At 72.6% G+C, this 23,375-nt stretch carries 17 protein-coding genes and 1 tRNA gene; 13 read left to right on the top strand and 5 right to left on the bottom strand.

Features of this window, described 5'->3' with window-relative positions; all coding sequences use genetic code 11:
- Positions 1-39 precede the first annotated feature (39 nt).
- Both ABD346_RS28515 and ABD346_RS28510 read left to right on the top strand, forming a co-directional pair.
- Positions 40-2,649: an alpha/beta fold hydrolase gene (locus ABD346_RS28515; RefSeq protein WP_344379118.1), complete on the top strand. Its 2,610-nt coding sequence runs from the start codon at positions 40-42 to the stop codon at positions 2,647-2,649.
- Positions 2,646-3,515, top strand: coding sequence for an ABC transporter permease (locus tag ABD346_RS28510; RefSeq protein ID WP_344378778.1), 870 nt, complete (start codon positions 2,646-2,648; stop codon positions 3,513-3,515). The genes ABD346_RS28515 and ABD346_RS28510 overlap by 4 nt, the downstream gene beginning before the upstream one ends.
- A gap of 72 nt (positions 3,516-3,587) precedes the next feature.
- On the opposite strand, the gene ABD346_RS28505 is transcribed toward ABD346_RS28510, so the two are convergent.
- Positions 3,588-4,859 carry an aspartate aminotransferase type Ic gene (locus ABD346_RS28505; protein WP_344378776.1) on the bottom strand — a complete coding sequence of 424 codons (1,272 nt, stop codon included), beginning with the start codon at positions 4,857-4,859 and terminating at the stop codon, positions 3,588-3,590.
- Positions 4,860-5,056: 197 nt separating this feature from the next.
- On the opposite strand from ABD346_RS28505, the gene ABD346_RS28500 reads away from it, so the two are divergent.
- The gene (locus ABD346_RS28500) at positions 5,057-6,058 is read left to right on the top strand and encodes an aldo/keto reductase (protein WP_344378774.1); all 1,002 of its coding nucleotides are present in this window, start codon (positions 5,057-5,059) and stop codon (positions 6,056-6,058) included.
- A 10-nt stretch (positions 6,059-6,068) separates the two neighbouring features.
- On the opposite strand, the gene tsaD is transcribed toward ABD346_RS28500, so the two are convergent.
- On the bottom strand, positions 6,069-7,130 hold the full coding sequence (gene tsaD / locus ABD346_RS28495; RefSeq protein ID WP_344378772.1) for a tRNA (adenosine(37)-N6)-threonylcarbamoyltransferase complex transferase subunit TsaD: 1,062 nt from the start codon (positions 7,128-7,130) through the stop codon (positions 6,069-6,071).
- A gap of 157 nt (positions 7,131-7,287) precedes the next feature.
- Between tsaD and qcrB the strand changes: the two genes are divergently transcribed.
- The 3 genes from qcrB to ABD346_RS28480 all read left to right on the top strand — a co-directional run bounded on the left by qcrB (position 7,288) and on the right by ABD346_RS28480 (position 10,137).
- Complete coding sequence (gene qcrB / locus ABD346_RS28490) at positions 7,288-8,916, top strand: cytochrome bc1 complex cytochrome b subunit (protein WP_381226809.1); 1,629 nt, start codon at positions 7,288-7,290, stop codon at positions 8,914-8,916.
- Between the two features lie 62 nt (positions 8,917-8,978).
- Entirely contained in the window at positions 8,979-9,350 is a 372-nt protein-coding gene (locus tag ABD346_RS28485; RefSeq protein ID WP_344378768.1) for a PPOX class F420-dependent oxidoreductase, read from the top strand.
- Positions 9,351-9,429: 79 nt separating this feature from the next.
- Positions 9,430-10,137: a TetR/AcrR family transcriptional regulator gene (locus ABD346_RS28480; RefSeq protein ID WP_344378767.1), complete on the top strand. Its 708-nt coding sequence runs from the start codon at positions 9,430-9,432 to the stop codon at positions 10,135-10,137.
- 189 nt (positions 10,138-10,326) lie between these two features.
- Here the strand turns inward: ABD346_RS28480 and ABD346_RS28475 are convergent.
- Positions 10,327-10,399 (bottom strand) — tRNA-Arg (locus tag ABD346_RS28475).
- A 365-nt stretch (positions 10,400-10,764) separates the two neighbouring features.
- On the opposite strand from ABD346_RS28475, the gene ABD346_RS28470 reads away from it, so the two are divergent.
- The 7 genes from ABD346_RS28470 (at position 10,765) to ABD346_RS28440 (ending at position 19,668) form a co-directional block, all read left to right on the top strand.
- Positions 10,765-12,369, top strand: a complete 1,605-nt coding sequence (locus ABD346_RS28470) for a dynamin family protein (RefSeq protein ID WP_344379117.1) — start codon at positions 10,765-10,767, stop codon at positions 12,367-12,369.
- Positions 12,366-14,066, top strand: coding sequence for a GTPase (locus tag ABD346_RS28465; RefSeq protein WP_344378765.1), 1,701 nt, complete (start codon positions 12,366-12,368; stop codon positions 14,064-14,066). The genes ABD346_RS28470 and ABD346_RS28465 overlap by 4 nt, the downstream gene beginning before the upstream one ends.
- A 255-nt stretch (positions 14,067-14,321) precedes the next feature.
- Complete coding sequence (locus ABD346_RS28460; protein ID WP_344378763.1) at positions 14,322-14,912, top strand: single-stranded DNA-binding protein; 591 nt, start codon at positions 14,322-14,324, stop codon at positions 14,910-14,912.
- 248 nt (positions 14,913-15,160) lie between these two features.
- Complete coding sequence (locus ABD346_RS28455) at positions 15,161-16,567, top strand: Cys-Gln thioester bond-forming surface protein (RefSeq protein ID WP_344378761.1); 1,407 nt, start codon at positions 15,161-15,163, stop codon at positions 16,565-16,567.
- A 288-nt stretch (positions 16,568-16,855) separates the two neighbouring features.
- Positions 16,856-18,520 carry an energy-dependent translational throttle protein EttA gene (gene ettA, locus ABD346_RS28450; RefSeq protein WP_344378759.1) on the top strand — a complete coding sequence of 555 codons (1,665 nt, stop codon included), beginning with the start codon at positions 16,856-16,858 and terminating at the stop codon, positions 18,518-18,520.
- 6 nt (positions 18,521-18,526) lie between these two features.
- Complete coding sequence (locus tag ABD346_RS28445) at positions 18,527-18,979, top strand: acyl-CoA thioesterase (protein ID WP_344378758.1); 453 nt, start codon at positions 18,527-18,529, stop codon at positions 18,977-18,979.
- On the top strand, positions 18,976-19,668 hold the full coding sequence (locus ABD346_RS28440) for a DUF8010 domain-containing protein (protein WP_344378756.1): 693 nt from the start codon (positions 18,976-18,978) through the stop codon (positions 19,666-19,668). The genes ABD346_RS28445 and ABD346_RS28440 overlap by 4 nt, the downstream gene beginning before the upstream one ends.
- A 54-nt stretch (positions 19,669-19,722) precedes the next feature.
- Here ABD346_RS28440 and ABD346_RS28435 read toward each other — a convergent pair whose 3' ends face one another.
- Both ABD346_RS28435 and ABD346_RS28430 read right to left on the bottom strand, forming a co-directional pair.
- Complete coding sequence (locus ABD346_RS28435; RefSeq protein WP_344378755.1) at positions 19,723-20,661, bottom strand: ABC transporter ATP-binding protein; 939 nt, start codon at positions 20,659-20,661, stop codon at positions 19,723-19,725.
- A complete protein-coding gene (locus ABD346_RS28430; RefSeq protein WP_344378754.1) occupies positions 20,658-23,375 on the bottom strand; it encodes an FtsX-like permease family protein in 2,718 nt (905 codons plus the stop codon). The genes ABD346_RS28435 and ABD346_RS28430 overlap by 4 nt, the downstream gene beginning before the upstream one ends.

Below are 23,375 nucleotides of genomic sequence, written 5' to 3'. Positions count from 1 at the left end.
GTCGGTGCGGGCGCATACCGTTGGGGGATGGAGATCAGCATGCGCAGACGCCGATGGCGGGTGGCCGCGGGGGCGGCCGCCCTTGCCGCGCTCGCCGGGGCCGGTGTCTGGAGTGCCGCGGGGGCCTCGGGCGCTCCTGCCGTGCACCGTGAGGACCGGGTGCTCGACATGCCCGGAGCGAAGATCGACACCTCCTTCTTCACGGCGGGCAGCACCAAGGACAAGCGGCCCGCCGTGCTGATCGGACACGGCTTCGGCGGCAGCAAGGACGAGGTGAAGGGCCAGGCCGAGCAGCTCGCGCGGGACGGGTACGCGGTCATGACCTGGTCGGCGCGCGGCTTCGGCAGGTCGACCGGTCAGATCGGGCTCAACGACCCGCAGTTCGAGATCAAGGACGTGTCCCGGCTGATCGACTGGCTGGCCGGGCGGCCCGAGGTGCGGCTGGACCGTGCGGGCGACCCGCGCGTCGGCGTGACCGGGGTGTCGTACGGCGGGGCGATCTCGCTGCTCGCCGCCGGGTACGACGAGCGGGTCGACGCGATCGCCCCGGAGATGACGTACTGGAACCTGTCGGACGTCTTCTTCCCCGACGGGGTCTACAAGAAGCTCTGGGCAGGGATCTTCGTCTCCACGGCCGGCGGCTGCCAGAAGTTCGAGCCCCGGATCTGCGCGATGTACAACCGCGTCGCGACCGCCGGAGAGCCCGACGCCGAGGCCGAGAAGCTCCTCGAATCCAAGAGCCCGTCCGCCGTGGGCGACCGGATCAAGGTGCCCGCGCTGATCATGCAGGGCCAGACCGACTCGCTGTTCCCGCTCGGCCAGGCCGACGCCATGGCGAAGAGGATCGCCGGCAACGGCGCCCCCGTCTCGGTCGACTGGATCGCGGGCGGGCACGACGGCGGCGACCGCGAGACCGGCCGCACCCAGGCCCGGGTCACCCAGTGGTTCGACCGGTATCTGAAGGACGACAAGGGGGCGGACACCGGGCCCGCCTTCCGCGTCACCCGCACCGGAGGCGTCAACTCCACCGATGGCGCCGCCCAGTTGAGGGGGGCGAGCAGCGGCAGCTACCCCGGCCTGGAGAGCGGACGGCAGACGATCGCGCTGACCGGCCGCGAGCAGAGCTTCGACAACCCGCCGGGCGGCGCGCCGCCCGCGATCTCGGCGGTGCCCGGCCTCGGCGCGGGCCTGTCCGGCCTGTCCTCCCTCGGCGTCGGCCTGTCCCTCGACTTCCCCGGCCAGTACGCGAGGTTCGACTCGGCGCCCCTGAAGACCGGCGTCCACGTCACCGGCTCGCCCACCGTCAAGCTCAGGGTGAAGTCGAGCGGCGACGCCGCCGTGCTCTTCGGGAAGGTGTACGACGTCGGCCCCGACGGCAAGCAGCAGGTGCTGCCCTCCCAGCTCGTCGCCCCGATACGGGTCGACGGCGCGAAGGACGGCAGGACCGTCGAGCTGACCCTGCCCGCCGTCGACCACAACGTCGAGGCCGGCCACCGCCTTCGCCTCGTCGTGGCCGCCACCGACCTCGGCTTCGCCTCCCCGGCCGGGCCCGCCACGTACACCGTGTCCCTGGACGGCGGCGGCCTGAGCGTGCCCACCGTGCCTGCCGCGCGCACCGCCTCCGCGGGTCTTTCCTGGTGGGTGTGGGGGCTGCCGCTCGCCGGGGCCCTCATCGGCGGCGCGCTCCTGGTCACCCGGCGCACCCACACCCCCGCGCCCGACCCGGAGCTGGCCCAAGTGCCGCTCCAGATCACCGACTTGACCAAGAAGTACGCCAGGTCCAGCGACCGGTACGCCGTACGGGAGCTGTCGTTCCGGGTGGAAAAGGGCCAGGTGCTCGGGCTGCTCGGGCCCAACGGCGCGGGCAAGACCACCACTCTGCGCATGCTCATGGGCCTGATCCGGCCCGACGGCGGCGAGATCCGCGTGTTCGGCCACGCCATCCGGCCCGGCTCGCCCGTGCTGTCCCGGGTCGGCGCGTTCGTCGAGGGCGCGGGCTTCCTGCCGCACCTCTCGGGCCGCGAGAACCTGGAGCTGTACTGGGCGGCCACCGGCCGACCCGCCGAGGACTCCCGCATCGAGGAGGCCCTGGAGATCGCGGGCCTGGGCGACGCCCTCCAGCGCGCGGTCCGCACGTACTCGCAGGGCATGCGGCAGCGTCTCGCCATTGCGCAGGCCATGCTCGGCATGCCGGACCTCCTGATCCTCGACGAGCCGACCAACGGGCTCGACCCGCCGCAGATCCGCGAGATGCGGGACGTGATGATCCGGTACGCGGAGGGCGGCCGCACCGTGATCGTCTCCAGCCACCTCCTGTCGGAGGTCGAGCAGTCCTGTACGCATCTGGTGGTGATGGACCGCGGCCGGCTCGTCCAGGCGGGTCCCGTCGCCGAGATCACCGGCGCGAGCGACACCCTGCTCGTCACGACCGCCGAACCCGTCGCCGAGGCCGTCGTGGACAAGGTGGCCGCCCTGCCCGGCATCGGCTCGGCGCTGCGCACCGACGAAGGCCTCCTGATCCGTCTCGAAGGGGCGACCACCACCGGGCTCATCGCCGAACTCCTGCGCCTGGACGTGCAGTTGACGGGTGTCGGCCCGCACCGCCGCCTGGAGGACGCGTTCCTCACCCTGATCGGAGGTTCCGCATGACCACGCTGATGGAGTCCCCGTCGGGCGAGACGGCACCCGGCTACCGGGCCCGGCGCACCCTGCCGCTGCGCGTCGAGGCCGTACGGCAGCTCAAGCGCCGGCGCACCCTGGTCATGGGCGCGGTGCTCGGCGCGCTGCCGTTCGTCCTGATCGTCGCCTTCGCCATCGGCGGCAGCCCGAGCAGCCGGGGCGGCCGCATCACGCTGATGGACACGGCGACCGCGTCCGGCGCCAACTTCGCCGCGACCTGCCTGTTCGTGTCGGCGGGCTTCCTGCTCGTGGTGCCCGTCGCGCTGTTCTGCGGCGACACGGTGGCCTCGGAGGCGAGCTGGTCCTCGCTGCGGTATCTGCTGGCCGCGCCCGTGCCCCGGGCCCGGCTGCTGTGGTCGAAGCTGGCGGTGGCGCTCGGGTTCAGCGCGGCGGCCATCGTGCTGCTGCCCGTGGTGGCGCTCGCGGCGGGCACGGCGGTCTACGGCTGGGGGCCGCTCCAGATCCCGACCGGCGGGTCGCTCGGCTCGGGCCAGGCCATACCCCGGCTCGCCATCGCGGTCGCCTTCGTCTTCGTGTCCCAGCTGGTCACGGCGGCGCTCGCGTTCTGGCTCTCCACGCGGACGGACGCGCCGCTCGGCGCGGTCGGCGGCGCGGTGGGCCTGACCATCGTCGGCAACGTCCTGGACGCGGTGACGGCGCTCGGCGACTGGCGGGACTTCCTGCCCGCGCACTGGCAGTTCGCCTGGGCCGACGCGCTCCAGCCGCACCTGGAGTGGGGCGGCATGCTGAAGGGCTCGGCGGTGTCGGTCGCGTACGCGCTCGTCCTGTTCGCGCTGGCCTTCCGCGGGTTCGCCCGCAAGGACATCGTGTCGTAGGGCCGAGAGGCGAGAAGGCCGTCTTCACACCCCGGGGTGCGAAGACGGCCTCCCTGTCCCGGTCCGTCCGGATCAGGCCGCGAGGAGCTTCTCGTACCCGACGAGCCGCACGCAGGCCGTGAGGCCCAGGATCGCCTGCTCCAGCTCCGCAAGGCCCGGGTAGCTGGGCGCGATGCGGATGGTGGCGTCCTTCGGGTCGTTGCCGTACGGGTGCGTCGCACCGGCCGGGGTCAGCACGACGCCCGCCTCGCCGGCCCGCGCCACGACCTCCTTCGCGCAGCCCTCGGGGACCTCAAGGGTGACGAAGTAGCCGCCCTTGGGGACCGTCCAGCTCGCGAGGCCGGTGCCGCCGAGCTCGCTCTCCAGGATCCGCTGGACGATCTCGAACTTCGGCTGAAGCAGCGCGCGCTGGCGCTCCATGTGGGCCCGCACGCCGTCCGCGTCCCGCAGGAACAGGACGTGGCGCAGCTGGTTGATCTTGTCGGGGCCGATCGAGCGCTTGGAGTTGTTGGCGAGCAGCCACTGCACGTTGGCGGGCGAGGAGCCGAAGAAGGCGACGCCCGCGCCCGCGGCCGTGATCTTCGAGGTGGAGCCGAAGACGAACGCGCGGTCCGCGTGACCGGCCGCCGCGCACGCGCCGAGCAGGTCGGCGATCTCGGTGGGCTCGTCGGTCAGGTGGTGGGCGGCGTAGGCGTTGTCCCAGAAGATCCGGAAGTCGGGGGCCGCGGTCTCCATGCGGGCCAGGCGCGCCACGGTCTCGTCGCTGTAGCTGATGCCGCTCGGGTTGCTGTACTTCGGCACGCACCAGATGCCCTTGATGCCCGCGTCCTCGGCGACCAGGCGCTCCACGACGTCCATGTCCGGGCCCGCGTCGGTCATCGGCACCGGGATCATCTCGATGCCGAACCGCTCGCACAGCGCGAAGTGCCGGTCGTAGCCGGGCACCGGGCACAGGAACGCGAGGCGCTCCTGGTCCACCCAGTGGGACTCGGCGCCGGGGACGACGCTGAGCATCGCGTGCACCAGGCAGTCGTGCATGAGCTCCAGGCTGGAGTTGCCCAGGGCGAGCAGCTGCCCGGCCGGCACCTGGAGCACCTCGGCGAAGATCTCCCGGAGCTCCATGAGGCCCTGGAGGCCGCCGTAGTTGCGTACGTCCGTGCCGTCGGCGGCGGTGTAGCGGCCGCCGGGCAGGCTGAGCAGGTCCTCGGAGAGGTCGAGCTGCTCGGGCGCGGGCTTGCCCCGGGTGAGGTCGAGCTTGAGGCTGCGGGCCGCAAGTGCCGCGTAGTCCTGCCGGGCCTGGTCGAGGAGCCCGGCCAGGGCGTCGGGGCTCAGCTCGGTGGTCATGGTGATTCCTCTCGCGGGGCCGCGCGTGCGTGGAACGGCATGGGGTGGGTGCGCCCTGTCGAGCTTACAAAGAGCCCCCTGAGGCCCGGACGACCGGCTGCCCCGCCCTCCCTGCGGAGCCCCCGTACGCAGGCTCAATACGGGAGAATCGAGGGGCTGGAACTTCGCAGAGTGACAGAAGGGGAGCTGAACGCCACGTGAGGTATCGCGAGCTGGGCACCGGGGGCCCGACCGTCTCGGCCGTCGGCCTGGGGTGCATGGGCATGTCGACGGCGTACGGGGTGGCGGACGACGCCGAGTCCGAGCGGGCTCTGGACCGGGCTCTCGACCTGGGCGTCACCCTGCTGGACACGGCGGACGCGTACGGCCGCGGCGCCAACGAGGAGTTCCTCGGCCGCTGGCTGCGGCGGCGCGCGGCCGACCGGGAGCGCCTGGTGATCGCGACGAAGTTCGGGCTGCGGCACGACCCGGACACCGGCCGGGTGGACCGGGTGGACACCTCGGCGGCCCACGTCCGCGACGCCTGCGAGGCCTCGCTGCGGCGCCTGGGCGTCGAGCACATCGACCTGTACTACGTGCACCGCCGCGACCCCGCCGTCCCGGTCGAGGAGACGGTGGGCGCCATGGCCGAACTGGTCGCCGAGGGCAAGGTCGGCCATCTCGCGCTGAGCGAGATCAGTGTCGGCACACTGCGCAGGGCGCATGCCGAACACCCCATCGCCGCCGTGCAGTTGGAGTACTCGCTGTTCACCCGGGACGTCGTCGAGGGCGCCATGCTGGAGGCGTGCCGCGAGCTGGGGATCGCGGTGGTCGCGTACAGCCCGCTGGGCCGCGGCATGCTCACCGGCAGCATCACCTCCACGGCCGACCTGGACGGCGCGGACAACCGCAGGCGCTGGCCGCGCTTCGCCGAGGAGAACTTCGGGCGCAACCTGGCCCTGGTGGACGCGGTACGCGCCGTCGCCGCCGAGCTCGGCTGCACCCCGGGGCAGGCCGCCCTGGCCTGGCTGCTCGCCCAGGGCGAGGACATCGTCCCGATCCCGGGCACGAAGAAGCGCCGCTACGTCGAGGAGAACGCGGCGGCGGCCGGGCTGGCCCTGACCGCCGAGCAGGTGGCCCTGCTGACCCGCGCCGTCCCCGAGGGCGCGGTCGCCGGCGGCCGCTACCCGGACGCGGCGCTGGCCAGGCTGGGGCACTGAGAGGGCATCCTCAGGCGGCCCCTACACCCCGCGTGACCGGGTGCAGGGCCGCGTACTCCAGTGGGGCGGACGGGTCGATGGAGACGTCCAGCGGGGCCGGCTCCGCGCCCGCGCGGACCAGCAGGTCGCCCACCGCGGCGATCATCGCGCCGTTGTCGGTGCACAGGCCGAGCGGCGGCACGCGCAGGGTGATCCCGGCCGCCGCGCAGCGCTGCTCGGCCAGGGACCGTACGCGGGAGTTCGCGGCGACCCCGCCCACCACGACCAGGGTGTCGACGCCGTGCGCGCGGCAGGCGTCCACCGCCTTGCGGGTCAGCACGTCGGCGATCGCCTCCTGGAGGGCCGCCGCGCCGTCGGCGACGGGGAGTCCGGTGCCCGCGTGGCGCTCGGCCCAGCGGGCGGCGGCCGTCTTGAGCCCGGAGAAGGAGAAGGCGTACGGGTCGTCGCGCGGGCCGGTCAGCGGCCGGGGGAAGGCGACCGCGCCCGCGTCGCCGCCCCTGGCCGCCCGGTCGATGGCGGGGCCGCCGGGATAGGGCAGCCCGAAGACGCGGGCGACCTTGTCGAAGCACTCGCCCGCCGCGTCGTCGAGGGTGTCGCCGAGGTGCGTGATCGGGTCGCGTGCCAGGTCCCGTACGAGCAGCAGCGAGGTGTGGCCGCCGGACACGATCAGCACCATGCACGGATCGGGCAGCGGGCCGTGCTCCAGGGTGTCGGCCGCGACATGCCCGGCCAGGTGGTGGACGCCGTACAGGGGTACGTCCAGCGCGTACGCCAGTCCCTTCGCGCCCGCGAGGCCGACCTGGAGGGCGCCGGACAGGCCGGGCCCGGTGGTCACGGCGATCGCGCCGATGTCGGACATCCGCAGCCCCGCGTCGTCCAGCGCCCGGTGCACGACCGGAGTGAAGGAGTGGACGTGGGCGCGGGCGGCGATCTCCGGCACGACCCCGCCGTAGCGGGCGTGCTCGTCCATGCTCGACGCGACCGCATGGCCGAGCAGCCGCCCGCCGCGCACGAGACCGGCCCCGGTCTCGTCGCAGGACGACTCGATCCCGAGCACCACTGGACCGCCCACCCCGAACACCCCTTCCGCCTGCCCTGCCGTTATTGCAAGTAGTTCGCAATAAGGATAGGGGTGCCGGGGGTGGGTGAGGGACCGGGAGGGGTGGGGGCGGGGCCCGGGAAGGAAGTGGGGAACTATCCCCAGTTAGTATGCGGACGTCGGCAGGGGAATGAAGTGGTCGGTCCCTGCCGACGTCCGACGTGCGCGTCTTCAGCGAGGGCGCGCCGGAGCGAGGGGGTTCGGGGTGGCCGGGCGTGGAGAGCGGATCGCCGACTGGGCGGACGGGCGGGTGGGCCTCCACCGGCTCGCCAGGAGCAACATGCGGAAGATCTTTCCGGACCACTGGTCGTTCATGCTGGGCGAGATCTGCCTGTACAGCTTCGTCGTCATCATCCTCACCGGCGTCTATCTGACGCTGTTCTTCAAGCCGAGCATGGTGGAGGTCGTCTACGACGGCTCGTACGTCCCGCTCAACGGCCAGAAGGTCTCGGAGGCCTTCGACTCCACGATGCACATCAGCTTCGACGTGCGCGGCGGGCTGCTGATCCGGCAGATCCACCACTGGGCGGCGCTGATCTTCATCGCGGCGATGTTCGTGCACATGATGCGGGTGTTCTTCACCGGCGCCTTCCGCAAGCCCCGCGAGGTCAACTGGCTGTTCGGCTTCGGCCTGTTGTTCCTCGGCATGCTGGACGGCTTCTTCGGCTACTCGCTCCCCGACGACCTGCTCTCCGGCACGGGCATCCGCTTCATCGAGGGCGTGATCCTGTCGGTGCCGGTGGTCGGAACGTACATCCAGATGTTCCTGTTCGGCGGGGAGTTCCCGGGTACGGACATCATTCCGCGCTTCTACAGCCTGCACGTCCTGCTCATCCCGGGCGTCATGCTGGGCCTGCTCGTGGCCCATCTGATCCTGGTCTTCTTCCACAAGCACACCCAGTTCGCCGGGCCCGGCCGCACCGAGAGGAACGTGGTCGGCATGCCGCTCCTGCCGGTGTACGCGGCGAAGGCGGGCGGCTTCTTCTTCCTGGTGTTCGGGGTCACGGCGGCGGTGGCCGCCATCGCCACGATCAACCCGATCTGGGCGTTCGGCCCGTACCGCCCCGACCAGGTCTCCACCGGCGCCCAGCCCGACTGGTACATGGGCTTCGCGGAGGGCCTGATCCGGGTGATGCCGGGCTGGGAGATCAACGCGTGGGGCCACACCCTCGCCCTCGGCGTGCTCATCCCCTTCCTCCTCTTCCCGACGATCCTCGGCCTGATCGCGGTCTATCCCTTCGTGGAGGCGTGGATCACCAAGGACCGGCGCGAGCGCCACCTCCTCGACCGGCCGCGCAACGCCCCCGTGCGCACGGCGCTCGGCGCGGCCTGGATCAGCCTGTACCTGGTGACGCTGATCGGCGGCGGCAACGACCTGTTCGCCACCCGCTTCCACCTCTCGCTCAACGCGATGACGTGGACGGTGCGGACCGGCTTCTTCGTGGTGCCGGTGCTCGTCTTCGAGATCACCCGCCGCTGGTGCCTCGGCCTCCAGCGACGCGACCGCGACCTGGTGCTGCACGGCAGGGAGACCGGACGCATCAAGAAGCTGCCGCACGGCGAGTACGTCGAGGTGCACGAGCCGCTGCCCGCGGAGCGCCTTCACACCCTGACGGCGCACGAACAGCCCGAACCGCTGACCGGGGGGAGGTCGCTGCGGGCCCGGCTGTCCCGCGCGTACTTCGGCGAGGGCGGGCAGGTCGCGAAGGCGACGCCGGAGGACCGCGAGAGCCTGACGGCCGGGGGCGGCGGACATTGACCGGGGTGCGGGTGCCGTCGCGCACCGGCGTCGGTCGACTGGCCGATGCCAGGCGCCTGTTGATGACGACGTACGGTCCGGACGGCGCGGCGGTGACGGAACGGAGATGGGTGGTCCGGGACGGCGCCTCGGCCCTCGGCATCCTCCTGCCGGTCGCGTCGCCGCTGGCGGGGAGGCTGCGCGCGGGCTCTGGGATCCTGATCGGATCGGCCGCGCTCAGGGCGAGAGCGGCGTTCCTCGACGAGGAGTCCACGGTGCGCTACCGGACCGCCCTGCTCGACAAGTACGGCCTGGCGGCGGTGGTGATGCTGGCTCGCGCGCGACTGCGGCACGGGCCGGCCGGGACGGTGGGGGTCCGCCTGGTGCTCGGGGCGGGTGACCGGGGCCTGATGGGGAGGGCGTGGCAGCCGGACTGGTCGTACAGCGTGAACTGAGGGGGCGGCGGCAGCCTTGCCGGGGGTCGCCCCGGCAAGCGGGGAGGGCTCCTCGCTTGCCGATATAGGGTCGGGCCCCATGGCCCCGCCGGAGAACCACGAGCAGAACCAGCAGAACCGTCAGCCGTCGCACCAGAAGAAGCCCGCGCCCCTGCGGCGCGACGCGCTGCGGAACAGGGAACTGCTGGTGGCGGCGGCGCGGGAACTGTTCGCTGAGCAGGGGATCAACGTCCCGCTGGACGAGATCGCCAAGCGCGCGGGGGTGGGCAACGCGACGCTGTACCGGCGCTTCCCGGCCCGGGGCGACCTGGTGGAGGCGGTCTTCCGCGACGACCTGGCGGCGGTGATGGCCTCCGGCGAGAAGGCGCGCCGGGAGGACGACGCGTGGGGCGCGCTGACCACGTACCTGGAGGGCGTGTGCGCGCTGCTGGCCCGGGACCGGGGGGTGAGCGATCTGATGACCACGGGCATCGAGGGTGCCCCGACCCTGGACGCGATCCACGTCCACAACCACGAGACCCTGAGCGGACTGATGCGCCGGGCCGCGGCGGCCGGCGAACTCCGCACGGACGTGGTCACGGAGGACCTCCTCTTCGCCCTGAGCGCCCTGGGCGCCTCGCTCCCCGCGATCGAGTCCATCCGCCCGGGCTCCTGGCGCCGCCCCCTGTCCCTCCTCCTCGACGGCTTCCGGGCCACGGCCCAACGCCCGCTGCCGGAGCGGGCGCTGACGGCCGAGGAGACGGATCTCGTACACCGGGAGCTGGGGGGAGAGCCGCCGGAGGCGTGACAGCCTCACCCTGCGAGGGGGTGCGGAGGTCCGTGATCGTACAGCCGTGGGTTTACGGCGAAGGCGTCCGCACCCGCCCACCAGCGGCCCGGACAGCCCTTACGCCCGTTCTACCCGGCTCTCGCTAGCCTGCCCCCACCAGCAAAAAGGCCCTCCCGAAGGAGGGCCAAATCGGCACTGGCGCGGATGCGCCCCCGGCAGGACTCGAACCTGCGGCCAAGCGCTTAGAAGGCGCCTGCTCTATCCACTGAGCTACGGGGGCCGGATGGGGCCTCGGTGGCCTGGAGCCCCGGGCGGGCAAGGGCGGAGGTCCGGGACGGGTCCCGGGCCGATGACCTTGCCGGGGACAAGGATAGGGCTCCTGTCACCTCGTCCCGGTTGCTTCACCTGCGTGGCACGATGTGGAGGTTCGGTGAAGCGAACCGATAATCGCAGGCAGGTGCGAATCGTGCAGCGCTTTTGACGCTCGCGGCGCAGGGTGTTGTGCACTCGTTATGCCTGCGTCCCACTCGTCCCGTGTGTCCCATGTGTCCATTCGGTATGTCCTGGCGGCCTACGGACGCGCGCGGAAGTGGCCATACGCTTCAAAAAGGCGCCAAAATTGGGCATTCTTCGCATGTGGTGACCATGGACGTACGGCCTCAGCTCATCGACGCACTCTCCGCCCTGCGCGACAGTGTCGCCGCCGTGCGTCTCCCGCTGCCCCTGCCGGGTGCTCCACGCGCCCGGCAGACGCGCAGCGAACTGCTCGCACAGCTTGACGATTATCTGCTGCCCCGGCTCAAGGATCCTGAAGCGCCTCTGCTGGCGGTTATCGGCGGATCGACGGGGGCGGGGAAGTCCACCCTGGTCAACTCCCTTGTGGGACGGCGGGTCAGCCAGGCCGGGGTGCTGCGGCCCACCACCCGTACTCCGGTGCTCGTATGCCACCCCGACGACAAGGACTGGTTCGCCGGGGAGCGGGTGCTGCCCGAACTCACCCGCGTATGGCTGCCGCAGCAGCAGGACGACGCCGAAGGGGACGAGCTGCCCGGCGGGGACGACGACGGGGCCGTACGCGTCGAGACCGCCACCACCCTGCCGCGCGGGCTCGCGCTCCTGGACGCGCCGGACATCGACTCACTGGTCGTCAGCAACCGCATCCTGGCCGCAGAACTCATCTGCGCCGCCGACGTATGGGTCATGGTCACCACCGCCTCCCGGTACGCCGACGCGGTGCCCTGGCACCTGCTGCGTACCGCCAAGGAGTACGACGCCACGCTCGTCACCGTGCTCGACCGGGTGCCGCACCCGGTGCTCGCCGAGGTGTCCCGGCAGTACGGAGCGTTGCTCACCAAGGCCGGGCTCGGGGACGTGCCGCGGTTCACCGTGCCCGAACTGCCCGAGTCCGCCGGGGCCTCGCACGGGCTGCTTCCCGCCACCGCGGTCGCCGCGCTGCGCGCCTGGCTCATCCACCGCTGCCAGGACCCGGCCGCCCGCCAGCAGGCCGTGGCCCGTACCGCGTCGGGCGCGATCGAGTCGCTCAACGCGCGGATGCCGGAGCTCGCTTCGGCCGTCGCCGCCCAGTACGCCGCCGCCGTACGCCTGACCGGCGCGGTCGAGGACGCGTACGCCAAGGAAGGCGCCCGCGTGCGGCGGCGGTTGCAGGCCGGCGGGGTGCTCGCCGGGGACGCGCTCACCCGCTGGCGCGCCCACCCCCGCGGCGCCTCCTCCGCCGAGCTCCTCGACGCGCTGGTGGACAGCCTCGCCGAACTGCTGCGGTGCGCGGCGGCCGCGGCGGACGAGCGGGTCAGGGAGGCGTGGGCGCGCGAGCCGGCGGCGGGCCGGTTCGACAGCGCCGTACGCCAGGTGGACCCGGAGGACCGGATCGGGCTCGCCGTACGGCGCTGGCGGCGGGTCCTGGAAGAGCTGGCCGAGGACGAAGTGCGGGAGATGGAGCGCTCGGTGGCCCCCGATCCCGAGACCGTGGCGGCGCTGCTCGCGGCCTCGCTGCTCGGCGGGCGCAGGGCCGCCCGGGCGGGCGAGCGGCTCGCCGAGCGGATCGGTGCCCAGGGGGCGCTGCGGCTCCGTGACAAGGGCGCCGAACTCGTCGTCACGTACATCAACCAGGTGCTCGGGGCCGAGCGCGATCGCCGGCTCGCGCCGCTGGACGCCCTGGAGGTGACGCCCGAGCCGCAGGCCGAGCTGATCGCCGCGCTGTCCGTGGTGCAGAAGGAGAGGAAAGCGGCATGACGCAGCAGGTCGAGGACCAATGGGCCGACGGGCTGATCGCGCGGCGCGCCCCCGAGCCCGGGGAGACGAGCGCCCCCGAGGACGAGGACCAGGAGGACGACCTCGAGTTCGAGCCCATCGGCGGGCCGTACGTCGGGGCGGTGCGGGGCCGCCTCGACGCGCTGCGCGAGCTGGTCGGGCTCTCCCGGACCCGGATCGCCGCCGAGGCACTCGCCGAGGCCGGGCGGGTGCTCGACGAGGCGTCCGCACGCCAGCGGCTCTCCGCCCGGCACACCGTCGTCGCCGTCGCGGGCGCCACCGGAAGCGGCAAGTCCACGCTCTTCAACGCCCTCGCCCGAAGCCAGATCTCGGACACCGGGCTGCGCAGGCCGACCACCGGCGCGCCCATCGCGTGCAGCTGGACCGACGGCGCCGCCGGGCTCCTCGACCGGCTCGGCATCCCCGGCCGGCTGCGCCGACGACCGCTCGACAGCGCGGGCGCCGACCTGGAGGGCCTGGTCCTCGTCGACCTGCCCGACGTCGACTCGGCGGTCGTCTCGCACCGCCAGGCGGCAGACCGGGTGCTCGCCCTGGTCGACGCGATCGTGTGGGTGGTCGACCCCGAGAAGTACGCCGACGCCGTGCTCCACGAGCGCTATCTGCGGCCCCTCGCCGGGCACGCGGAGGTCAGCTTCGTCGTGCTCAACCAGGTGGACCGGCTGCCCGGCGAGGCCGCCGACCAGGTGCTCGACGATCTGCGCCGGCTGCTCGACGAGGACGGCATGGCGCTCGGTGAACACGGCGAGCCGGGCGCCACGGTGCTCTCCGTGTCCGCGCTGACCGGCAAGGGCGTGGGCGAACTCCGCGAACAGCTCGGCCGGTTCGTGCAGGAACGCGGCGCCGCCGCCCGCCGGCTGGCCGCCGACGTGGACGCGGCCGCCGCCGAACTGCGCCCGCTGTACGTCGCGGACGGCCGGTCCGGGCTCGACGAGCGGGCCCGCAAGGACTTCGCGGACCGCCTCGCCGCGGCGGTCGGCGCCTCGGCCGCGGGCGAGGCCGCCGAACGCGAGTGGCAGCGCAACGCCCAGCACGCGTGCGGGACTCCGTGGCTGCGGCTGTGGCGCTGGCTGGACCGGCTCCGCGGCCCGGCCGCGCAGCGGACCCGCGCCGACGCCGAGGTCGAGGAGGAGGTCACCGCCCGTCAGCGGGTCGAGCAGGCCGTCCGTACGGTCGCCGACGAGGCCTCGGCCGGGCTGCCCGCACCCTGGGCGCAGGCCGTGCGCGAGTCCGCCGTGCGCGGCGCGGAGGGGCTTCCCGAGGCCCTGGACGAACTCGCCGCACGGGAGGAACTGGAGCGGGGCACCTCGCCCCGGCCCCCTTGGTGGCCGGCCGCGGTGCTGGCCCAGATGGTGATGACGGGCATTCAGATCTTCGGCGGGCTGTGGCTGCTCGGCCAGATCGTGGGGGTGCTCCAGCCGGGGCTCATCGTCCCCGCGCTCGTGATGCTGGGCGGCATCGTGGGCGGACCGCTGGTGGAGTGGGCGTGCGCGGTTGCGGCCCGCGGGCCCGGGCGGCGCTACGGGCAGGAGACCGAACGCAGACTCCGCGAGGCGGCAGCCGGCTGCGGCCGGGCCAGGGTCCTGGACCCGGTGGCCACCGAACTGCTGCGGTACCGGGAGGTGCGGGAGCAGTACGCGGCGGTGGCGGGGCCGGGGTGAGCCGGGGTGGGACCGGCCCGGCTGAGGGGCGAGGCCGGGTGAGACCGAGCCGCATGGCCGGGTGAGCGGGTTTTCCACAACCGGGCAGTGGTCCACAGGCTCCGGCAGGGACTCCCCGTCCGGTCCAGCATGGAGATCGACAGCGCAAGGGTTCGATCGAGTGCTGGGCCGGGCGGGGCTTTTCATTGCCGCATTCCGCTCCGGCGTCCGGGAGATCGGGCCCACGGGTTCTACGGGGTACGGGGGTTGAGGGCAGTGAACGAGACGATGGTGACGCTGGTCGGCAATGTGGCGACGCAGGTGGAGTGGCGGGAGTCGGCGACGGGCGGGGCGGCCAGGTTCCGGCTCGCGGTGACCGCGCGCCGCTTCGACCGGGAGAAGCAGTCCTGGGTGGACGGAGCCACCAGCTTCTACACGGTGTGGGCGGCGCGGGCGCTCGGGATGAATCTGACGGGCTCGGTCGCGATCGGAGAACCGCTCCTTGTGCACGGCCGGTTGAAGGTGCGGGACGAGGAGCGGGGGGACGGGCCGCGGTGGTTCTCGGCGGACGTCGACGCGGTGGCGATCGGGCACGACATGTCGCGGGGGACCACCGCGTTCCGCCGGGTGTTCAAGGGCGAGGCGGCCCTGGTCGAACGGGCTGGAATCCAGGGCGCGGAGGGCGGCCCGGCACCCGGCCGCGAGCCGGCTCCGGCCGGGGCGGGCCAACCGATTTCGGCCAGCGGTGTCCCGGCAGTGGTATGGGAATCGGCCACATCCACAGCCCCGGCGACCACTCCGACGGGCGTCCGGCCGAGGGCACTTGAGGGGGCGGCGAGGGGGAGTGGAAGGATGGTTGAGCAGTGAAGGTGTCCCGAAACTCCCTTTCTGTACCGGGGATTTGTCGATAAGGCCAGGTGGCGCGCGTGTTCCGGGATAACGATTCCGAATCGGAATGCTTATCTGATGTCATCGCTGCGGATCGTTGACTTCCGTATCCCTAGGATTCCCGCGTACTCACGGGGCACTTGAGTCTGCCGGTGAGGCACTTCCCCCACGCGCACCTCAGTGCACGCGCACCACATGCGAAAGTGCCTCGCCCGAAGGGGAATTCTGTGTTTTCAGCCGTTCACGGGCGTTCCGCCCGCAAGCGGGGTGCTCTGCGCCTCGCCACCGCCACAGCCGTCTCGGGACTCGTCGCGGCCGGAGCGATAGCCGGCGCCGGTGCGGCCGTCGCGGACACGCCCGACCAGCAGGGTCAGGGCGGCGCGACCGCCACCATCCAGGGCCTGGAGCCCGGCTCGTTCGCCGACGCCGTCATCACGGGCGACCACGGCCGCAAGGAGCAGGTCTCCGCCGGTCTGTTCCGGATGAAGGTCGACGGCGGCGGCACGCTGCGCACGTACTGCATCGACATTCACAACCCGACGCAGAGCGAGGCCCAGTACCGCGAGACGCCGTGGAGCGGCACCTCGCTGGCGAACAACAAGGACGCCGGCAAGATCCGCTGGATCCTGGAGAACTCCTACCCGCAGAAGAACGACCTCGGCCAGCTGGCCAAGGCCGCGGGCGTCACCGGCAAGCTCAGCAACGGCGAGGCGGCCGCGGCCACCCAGGTCGCGATCTGGCGCTTCTCGGACCACGTCAAGGTCGACGCGGCCGACAAGGACGCGCAGACCCTGGCCGACTGGCTGTTCAACAACGCGAAGGTCGTCGAGGAGCCCAAGGCCTCCCTCACGCTCGACGGCGCGTCGGTGGCGGGCAAGGCCGGCCAGAAGCTCGGCCCGGTCACGGTGCACACCAACGCCGACAAGGTGACGGTCACGCCGTCCCAGGAGCTCCAGGCCGCCGGGGTCAAGATCGTCGACAAGGCGGGGAAGACCGTAAGCTCCGCCGCCAACAACAGCCAGCTGTTCTTCGACGTGCCCGCCGCTGCCCAGCCGGGCTCCGGCTCGCTGCGCCTGTCCGCCACCACCCAGGTGCCGGTCGGCCGCGCGTTCGCCAGCGACTCCAAGAGCCAGACGCAGATCCTGGCCGGCTCCAGCGACTCGACGGTCAACGCCGAGGCCAAGGTGACCTGGGCCAAGCAGGGCGCCATCCCGGCCGTGTCGGTCAAGAAGGACTGCGCCAAGGGCGGCGTGGACATCACCGTCACCAACAAGGGTGACGAGGCCTTCCCGGTGACCGTCGGTGGCAAGACCATCGCGACGGTTCCGGCCGGCGGCACGAAGTCCGTGCTGTTCCCCGTCGCCGAGGACCAGAAGTACGACTTCACCATCGCGGGCCAGCACTTCTCCGGTGTCCTGGACTGCAAGACCGCGGGCACCGGCCCGGCCCCGTCCTCGAAGCCCAGCCCCGCCTCGGCCGGTGGCAGCTCGACCGGGACCAACGGTGGCACCAACCTGGCCGAGACCGGCAGCTCCAGCGCCACCCCGATGATCGCCGGCGCGGCGGTCGTCCTGGTGCTGCTCGGCGGCGGCGCGGTGTTCTTCCTCCGCAAGAAGAAGACCGCCGGTCAGTAACGAGTCCGCACGGCAGCAGTTGAGCTCGAAGTGAGCGCCCGGTGACGGGCAGCGGCCCCGGTACGCGATCGCGTACCGGGGCCGCTTCGTCGTGCGGGGCGGCTTCCGGGGCCGCGCGGAGCCGCCGGGCGGCCCGGTCGATGCCGACAGCCCGTGAGCGCTCGACTACGGGAGTGACCCAGGGCCGGGCAGGTCAGGGGCGCAGCGCGATACGGGTTTCCCCCCAGGGGTAGCCGTCAGGCAAGATGGGGTGTATCTGCCCACACATCGATTGCCGGACGGTTTCTCTTGGCTGAGTACATCTACACGATGCGCAAGACGCGCAAGGCTCACGGCGACAAGGTGATCCTTGACGACGTGACGCTGAGCTTCCTGCCCGGCGCGAAGATCGGTGTGGTGGGGCCCAACGGTGCCGGTAAGTCCACGGTGCTGAAGATCATGGCGGGCCTCGAGCAGCCCTCCAACGGCGACGCCTTCCTGACGCCCGGCTTCAGCGTCGGCATCCTGATGCAGGAACCCCACCTCGACGAGTCCAAGACCGTTCTGGAGAACGTCCAGGACGGCGCCGCCGAGATCATGGGCAAGCTCAAGCGCTTCAACGAGGTGGCCGAGCTCATGGCGACCGACTACTCGGACGCGCTCATGGACGAGATGGGCAAGCTCCAGGAGGACCTGGACCACGCCAACGCGTGGGACCTGGACGCCCAGCTGGAGCAGGCCATGGACGCCCTGGGCTGCCCGCCCGGCGACTGGCCCGTGGTCAACCTCTCCGGTGGCGAGAAGCGCCGCGTGGCGCTCTGCAAGCTCCTCATCGAGGCCCCCGACCTGCTGCTCCTCGACGAGCCCACCAACCACCTCGACGCCGAGTCGGTGAACTGGCTGGAGCAGCACCTCTCGAAGTACGCGGGCGCCGTCGTGGCGGTCACCCACGACCGGTACTTCCTGAACAACGTCGCCGAGTGGATCCTGGAGCTCGACCGCGGTCGCGCCATCCCGTACGAGGGCAACTACTCCACGTACCTGGACAAGAAGTCCGCGCGCCTCAAGGTCGAGGGCCGCAAGGACGAGAAGCGCCAGAAGCGGCTCAAGGAAGAGCTGGAGTGGGTGCGGTCGAACGCCAAGGGGCGCCAGACCAAGTCCAAGGCCCGTCTCGCCCGCTACGAGGAGATGGCCGCCGAAGCCGACAAGATGCGGAAGCTGGACTTCGAGGAGATCCAGATCCCGCCGGGCCCGCGCCTCGGTTCCATCGTCGTCGAGGTCGAGAACCTCTCGAAGGCCTTCGGCGACAAGGTCCTCATCGACGATCTGAGCTTCACGCTGCCGCGCAACGGCATCGTCGGCGTCATCGGCCCGAACGGCGCGGGCAAGACCACGCTGTTCAAGATGATCCAGGGTCTTGAGACCCCGGACTCCGGCTCCATCAAGATCGGCGACACCGTCAAGGTCTCGTACGTCGACCAGGGCCGCGCCAACATCGACCCCAAGAAGACGCTGTGGGCCGTCGTCTCCGACGAGCTGGACTACATCAACGTCGGCCAGGTCGAGATGCCGTCCCGCGCGTACGTCAGCGCCTTCGGCTTCAAGGGCCCGGACCAGCAGAAGCCGGCCGGTGTCCTGTCCGGTGGTGAGCGCAACCGCCTCAACCTGGCGCTCACGCTCAAGGAGGGCGGCAACCTGCTGCTCCTCGACGAGCCCACCAACGACCTCGACGTCGAGACGCTGTCCTCCCTGGAGAACGCGCTCCTGGAGTTTCCCGGTGCCGCCGTCGTGATCTCCCACGACCGCTGGTTCCTGGACCGAGTCGCCACCCACATCCTCGCCTACGAGGGCGAGTCCAAGTGGTACTGGTTCGAGGGCAACTTCGAGTCGTACGAGAAGAACAAGGTCGAGCGCCTCGGCGCGGACGCGGCCCGCCCGCACCGTGCCACGTACAAGAAGCTCACCCGGGGCTGAGTGTCAGTGACGCGTCATATCTACCGCTGCCCGCTGCGCTGGTCGGACATGGATGCCTTCGGGCACGTCAACAACGCGGTCTTCGTCCGGTACCTGGAGGAAGCCCGCATCGACTTCATGTTCCGGCTGCAGCCGGGCGACGGGTCGCCGTCGTTCCAGGGCGGGTCCGTCGTGGCCCGGCACGAGATCGACTACAAGCGGCCCCTGGTCCACCGGCACGAGCCGGTGATCATCGAGTCGTGGGTGACGAAGATCGGCGCGGCCTCACTGACCATCTCCTACGAGATCAAGGAGCCCGGCGAGGGCGGCCTGGTGTACGTCGCCGCAGCCACCGTCGTCGTGCCCTACGACCTGGCGGCGGGCCGGCCGCGGCGGATCACCGCCGAGGAGAAGGCCTTCCTGCGGGAGTACCTGGACGACGGCTCGCGCGACGACGGGCAGGAGCGGGCCGCGGCATGAACGCCGTGCTGCGGTTCGACGACGCCAGGGAGGCGGCGGACCTCGCCGCCTTCCTCGGCCGGCTGATCCACTACGACCGGGCCGCCGCGGTCCGCCTCCAGGCGGGCGGCGGCGCGGTCGCCGTGTTCGGCCGGCCGCCCTCCTTCGAGGTGCTCGCGATCCGCACGGCCCGGCTCCAGGACGACTCCGTCGCCCTGGACGTGACCGTCTCCGCCGGTGAACTCCTCGAATCCCTCGACGAGTTGAATGCCAGCACGACCGTGCCCGAGGCCGTCACCGGGCCGCCGTGGGCCGGGGTGCTTCCGCCGCGCGGCGGCTGGCAGCCGGTGCCGGGGCTGCCCGGGCCCGAACAGATGCGGGGCGCGGTTGCCGCCGCCGTCGCCGAGTTCCGTGCCCGGGACGAGGCGCTGCCCGAAGAGCGCCGCACCCGCGCCGAGCGCGAGCTGATCGGCCGCGAGATCTGGTCCCGCACGCTCGGCTCCACCGAGCTGCCGCTGCGGGCCGTGCACGCGGCCCAGTCGCTCGGCTTCCTGCGGCCCGTCCGTGCGCTCGCCTCGGCGGGCGCGCCCTCCGCGCCCGAGCCGGTGGCGCTGTTCGCCTCCGGCCCCTGGCTGCGGCTTCGTACGCCGTACGGGTCCGTCGCGCTGCGCAGGGCCGGCCTCGGCGGGCTGAGCGTCACCCCCGCCTGAGCCGCACCCCGAGCGCCGGGCCCTCAGGCCCGGCTTCCGTGCCCGGTACGCCGGTTACTGCTCGTCCGGCCAGATCTGGATGTGGTCGGTCTCCAGCTCCAGGGCCACCCGGTGCTCCATGTTCAGGGCGCGGGTGTACTCCGCCGGGAGTTGCAGGCGCCCGGCCCGGTCGAGCATCGCGTACTCGCGGGCGACCAACGACTCTTCGCCCGTCGTCTCGTCGACCTGGGTGCGGCGCAGAACCTCCGTCGAGGTGCGGCCGTCGCGGATGGCCACCGTGCGGCGGACCTCGCTCGCCACGGCCTGGTCGTGGGTGACGATCACGATGGTCGTGCCCAGCTCCTCGTTGGCCGTGCGGAACGCCGCGAAGATCTGCTCGCCCGTCGCCGAGTCCAGCTCGCCCGTCGGCTCGTCGGCGAGCAGCACGGACGGGCTGTTGGCCAGCGCCACCGCGATCGCGACGCGCTGCTGTTCGCCGCCCGACATCTGGTGGGGGCGCCGGTCGCGGCAGTGCGCGACGTCCAGCATCGTCAGGAGCGAGTCGGCCCGCTCGGCCTTGCCGCGCTTGGACAGGCCGCCCTTGAGCTGCATCGGCAGAGCCACGTTCTGAATCGCCGTCAGATACGGCAGCAGGTTGCGGGCGGTCTGCTGCCAGACGAAGCCCACCACGTCGCGGCGGTAGCCGAGGCGGGCCCCGGAGTCCATCGTCAGCAGGTCGCGGCCGGCCACCCGGGCGGCTCCCGCCGTCGGCACGTCCAGGCCGGCCAGGATGTTCATCAGCGTCGACTTGCCGCTGCCCGACGCGCCCACCAGAGCCATCAACTCGCCGTCGGTGACCAGGAGATTGAGGCCCTGGAGAGCCTGCACCTCCACGCCGTCGGTCGTGAAGACCCGTACCAGACGGTCGCAGGCGATCAGGGCGTCGTGGCCGTAGGCGGGCCGGTCGCGGTGGGCCGTGGCCCGGCGCTCCAGGTCTTCGAGCGATGTGGTCATCGAGCGTCTCCTGCCCTGAGTTCGGTGATGGATCCGCGGCGGCCGCTCCACCAGGCCTGCGCGGTCGCCACAAGCGCCGCGAGCAGCACCACGCACACGGCGGGCAGCAGCAGCGACAGCGGGTCCGCGCGCAGTTCGGAGCCGACCGGCGCCAGACTGCTGCTGGTGGCGAGCGCCAGGCCCGCCAGGTCGATGCCGGGCGCGAGCAGCGCGATCGACGCCCAGCCGGTGAGCGCGCCGCCCGCCGCCGCGAGGAAGGCCGGCGGCAGCGCTTCCAGGACGAGCAGCGTGCGGCCCTGGCGGCGGGTGAGGCCCATGGTGCGAAGGCGGGCGAGCAGCGCGGAGCGTTCGGGGGCGCCGCGCAGGAGCGAGAGGAGCAGCGCGAGGACGGCGAGGCCCGCGCCCGCCGCGACGGCCGCCGCGTAGATGCGCCCGGCGCCGGTCTGGAGCGGGGAGTCGGCGAACTCCTGCCGCGCCTCGGATTGGAGCCGCACGCTCACATGGCCGCTCGCGGCGGTCTTGCGCAGCGCCTCGGCGTCGATGGAGGTGCCGCCGAGGAGCAGCGCGGTCGGGTCCTTCGCGCCGAGTCCGGCGGTGTCCACCAGGATGAAGTCGCTGGACGGCACGGCCGCCGAGCCGTCCTGGGCGGCGACCACCTTGATCGTCACGTCGTAGCCCGCGACGCGAAGCTTCACCGGCTCCTTGCCGAGGCGCTGGGCGACCGAGGGCGAGGCCACGGCGGGCAGAACAGCCTTGCCCGGGGCCCCTGCCGGCGCCTTGAGCCGGTCCGCCGGGACGCCGAGCGCGGTGCCCGCGGTCAGCTCGGAGTACGTCGTGGGGTCCACGCCCGCGACCGCGGTCGTGTCGTCGTCCGGCAGCCGCACCGCGTACTCGATGTGCACGGGCGAGACGCCGTGGACGCCGGGGACGTGGGCGACGCGGCCCGGCAGGTCCTTGGGCAGCGACAGGTCGCTGTCGATCCGGGCGTCGGTGCCCGTCGCGTACAGCGCGGCCCGGTCGCGGGCGTCGGCGGCGCCGGCCAGGACCGAGCCGCCGAACGCGGCCGTCGTCAGTGCCGTGAGCAGGGCGAGCAGCGGAAGCACACCGCCGCCCGAGGCGCGTCCGGCGCGGGCGAGCGCCAGGAAGCCGACCGTGCTGCGCAGCCGGGCCGCCGGACGGGCCGCCCAGCGCAGCGGCAGCGGGTAGAGGCGGATCAGGACGAACGCCGCGATCACCCCGACGAGCACCGGCGCCGCGCTGACCAGCGAGTCGGCGGAGCCCCCGCCGGTGCCGCGGCGGCGCAGCGCGAACACCGCACCCGCCGCGAGCACGAGCAGCGTCAGCTCGGCCACCGTGCGCCGCGCCGAGGGCTTCTCCCGTACGAGATCGGCGCGTTCGGCGGCCGAGCGGACCGTGCGGTGGGTCAGCGCGGCACGCGCCGGCAGCGCGAGGCAGCCGAGGGCCGCGACCCCGCCCGCCGCGGCGAGCGCGGGGCCGAGACGGCCGTGCGGCACGGCGAGCACCGCGAGCAGCAGGCCGAGGGCCGCGGCCGGGACCACCACGACGGCGCTCTCGGCGAGCAGCCGCCCGGCGATCTGGCGCAGCGAGCCGCCGCGGGCGCGCAGCAGGGCGAGCTCGGCGGCGCGGCGGGCGGCGGCGAGGCCGCCCGCCATCAGGAGCACCACGGCGGCCACGGTCGCGGTGCCGAAGCCCGCGACGGCGACCACCGGGGTGATCGAGTCGCGCACGGTCGCGTACGAGAGGAGCACCCGGTCGAGTTCGGTGTAGACGCTGGTCGAGATGGAGAAGGAGGTGCGGATCCTGGAGAGCGCGGGACCGTTCTGCAGGCCCGCGACCGACGCCTTCAGCCCGTCGAACTGACGGGCATTCAAATCTGTGCTGTTTGGTGCGAGTTGGGCGTACGTCTCGGGCTTGCTGTCGGTCGCGAGCAGGGCCGGGGCGGCGCCCGGGGCGAGCAGCAGACCGCCGTGCCAGTATTTCGGCGGATCGGGCTGGCTGGAGGCGGGGAGCAGTTGCGGGGTGCGGAGCACCGGCAGGACCGACCAGTAGCCGGCCTCCGGAAGCAGCGGCTCCACGATGCCGGTCACCGTGAACGCGAGGCGCGCGCCGCCGACCGTGGCCACGTGCAGCACCGAACCCGCCTTGATGTTCAGGGTCCTGGCGGTGGCCGTGGTGACGGCGGCCTCGGCCTGTGCCGACTTCTGGTCGGCCGTTCCCGCGGGCAGCCGGCCCGACACCACGCGGGCGTGGGCGGCCAGGTCGGACTGGGTGGCCACGGTGAGCCGCGGCGGCAGCCCGTACGGCCGCGCCAGGAACGGCTCGTCGGACTCCAGCTTCTGGGTGGTCCGCAGCCCGTACGCCGACTGGGAGAGGTCGATCGTGAGCGGGGCGGGCACGTTCTGCACGACGGACTCGAAGCGCCGCTTCATCTCCTGCGGGGAGACCAGGGCAGCCCGCTGCTCGTCGGGCAGGGCGAGGCCCGGCGACCCGGCCGCGAACTGGAGCGCGGTGCGGCCCGGCGCGGCCGTGGCGACGGCCCGGCGCAGCCCGTTGTCCTCGTACGTGTCGATCGCGCGCGGGTAGGCCGCGGCCAGCCACGCGGTCAGCAGGACCAGGAGGGCGAGCGCCGCCGCGGCGCCCGGCGCGGTCCGCAGCCGGGTGCGGACCCAGGGCGCGACTGCTGTGCCGGACAT

Origin of the sequence: Streptomyces mauvecolor (genome assembly GCF_039532965.1) — a bacterium.
Taxonomy (GTDB): Bacteria; Actinomycetota; Actinomycetes; order Streptomycetales; family Streptomycetaceae; genus Streptomyces; species Streptomyces violascens.
The sequence above is the reverse complement of the archived record's forward strand: the minus strand, read 5'-3'. Positions and strand labels throughout refer to the sequence as shown.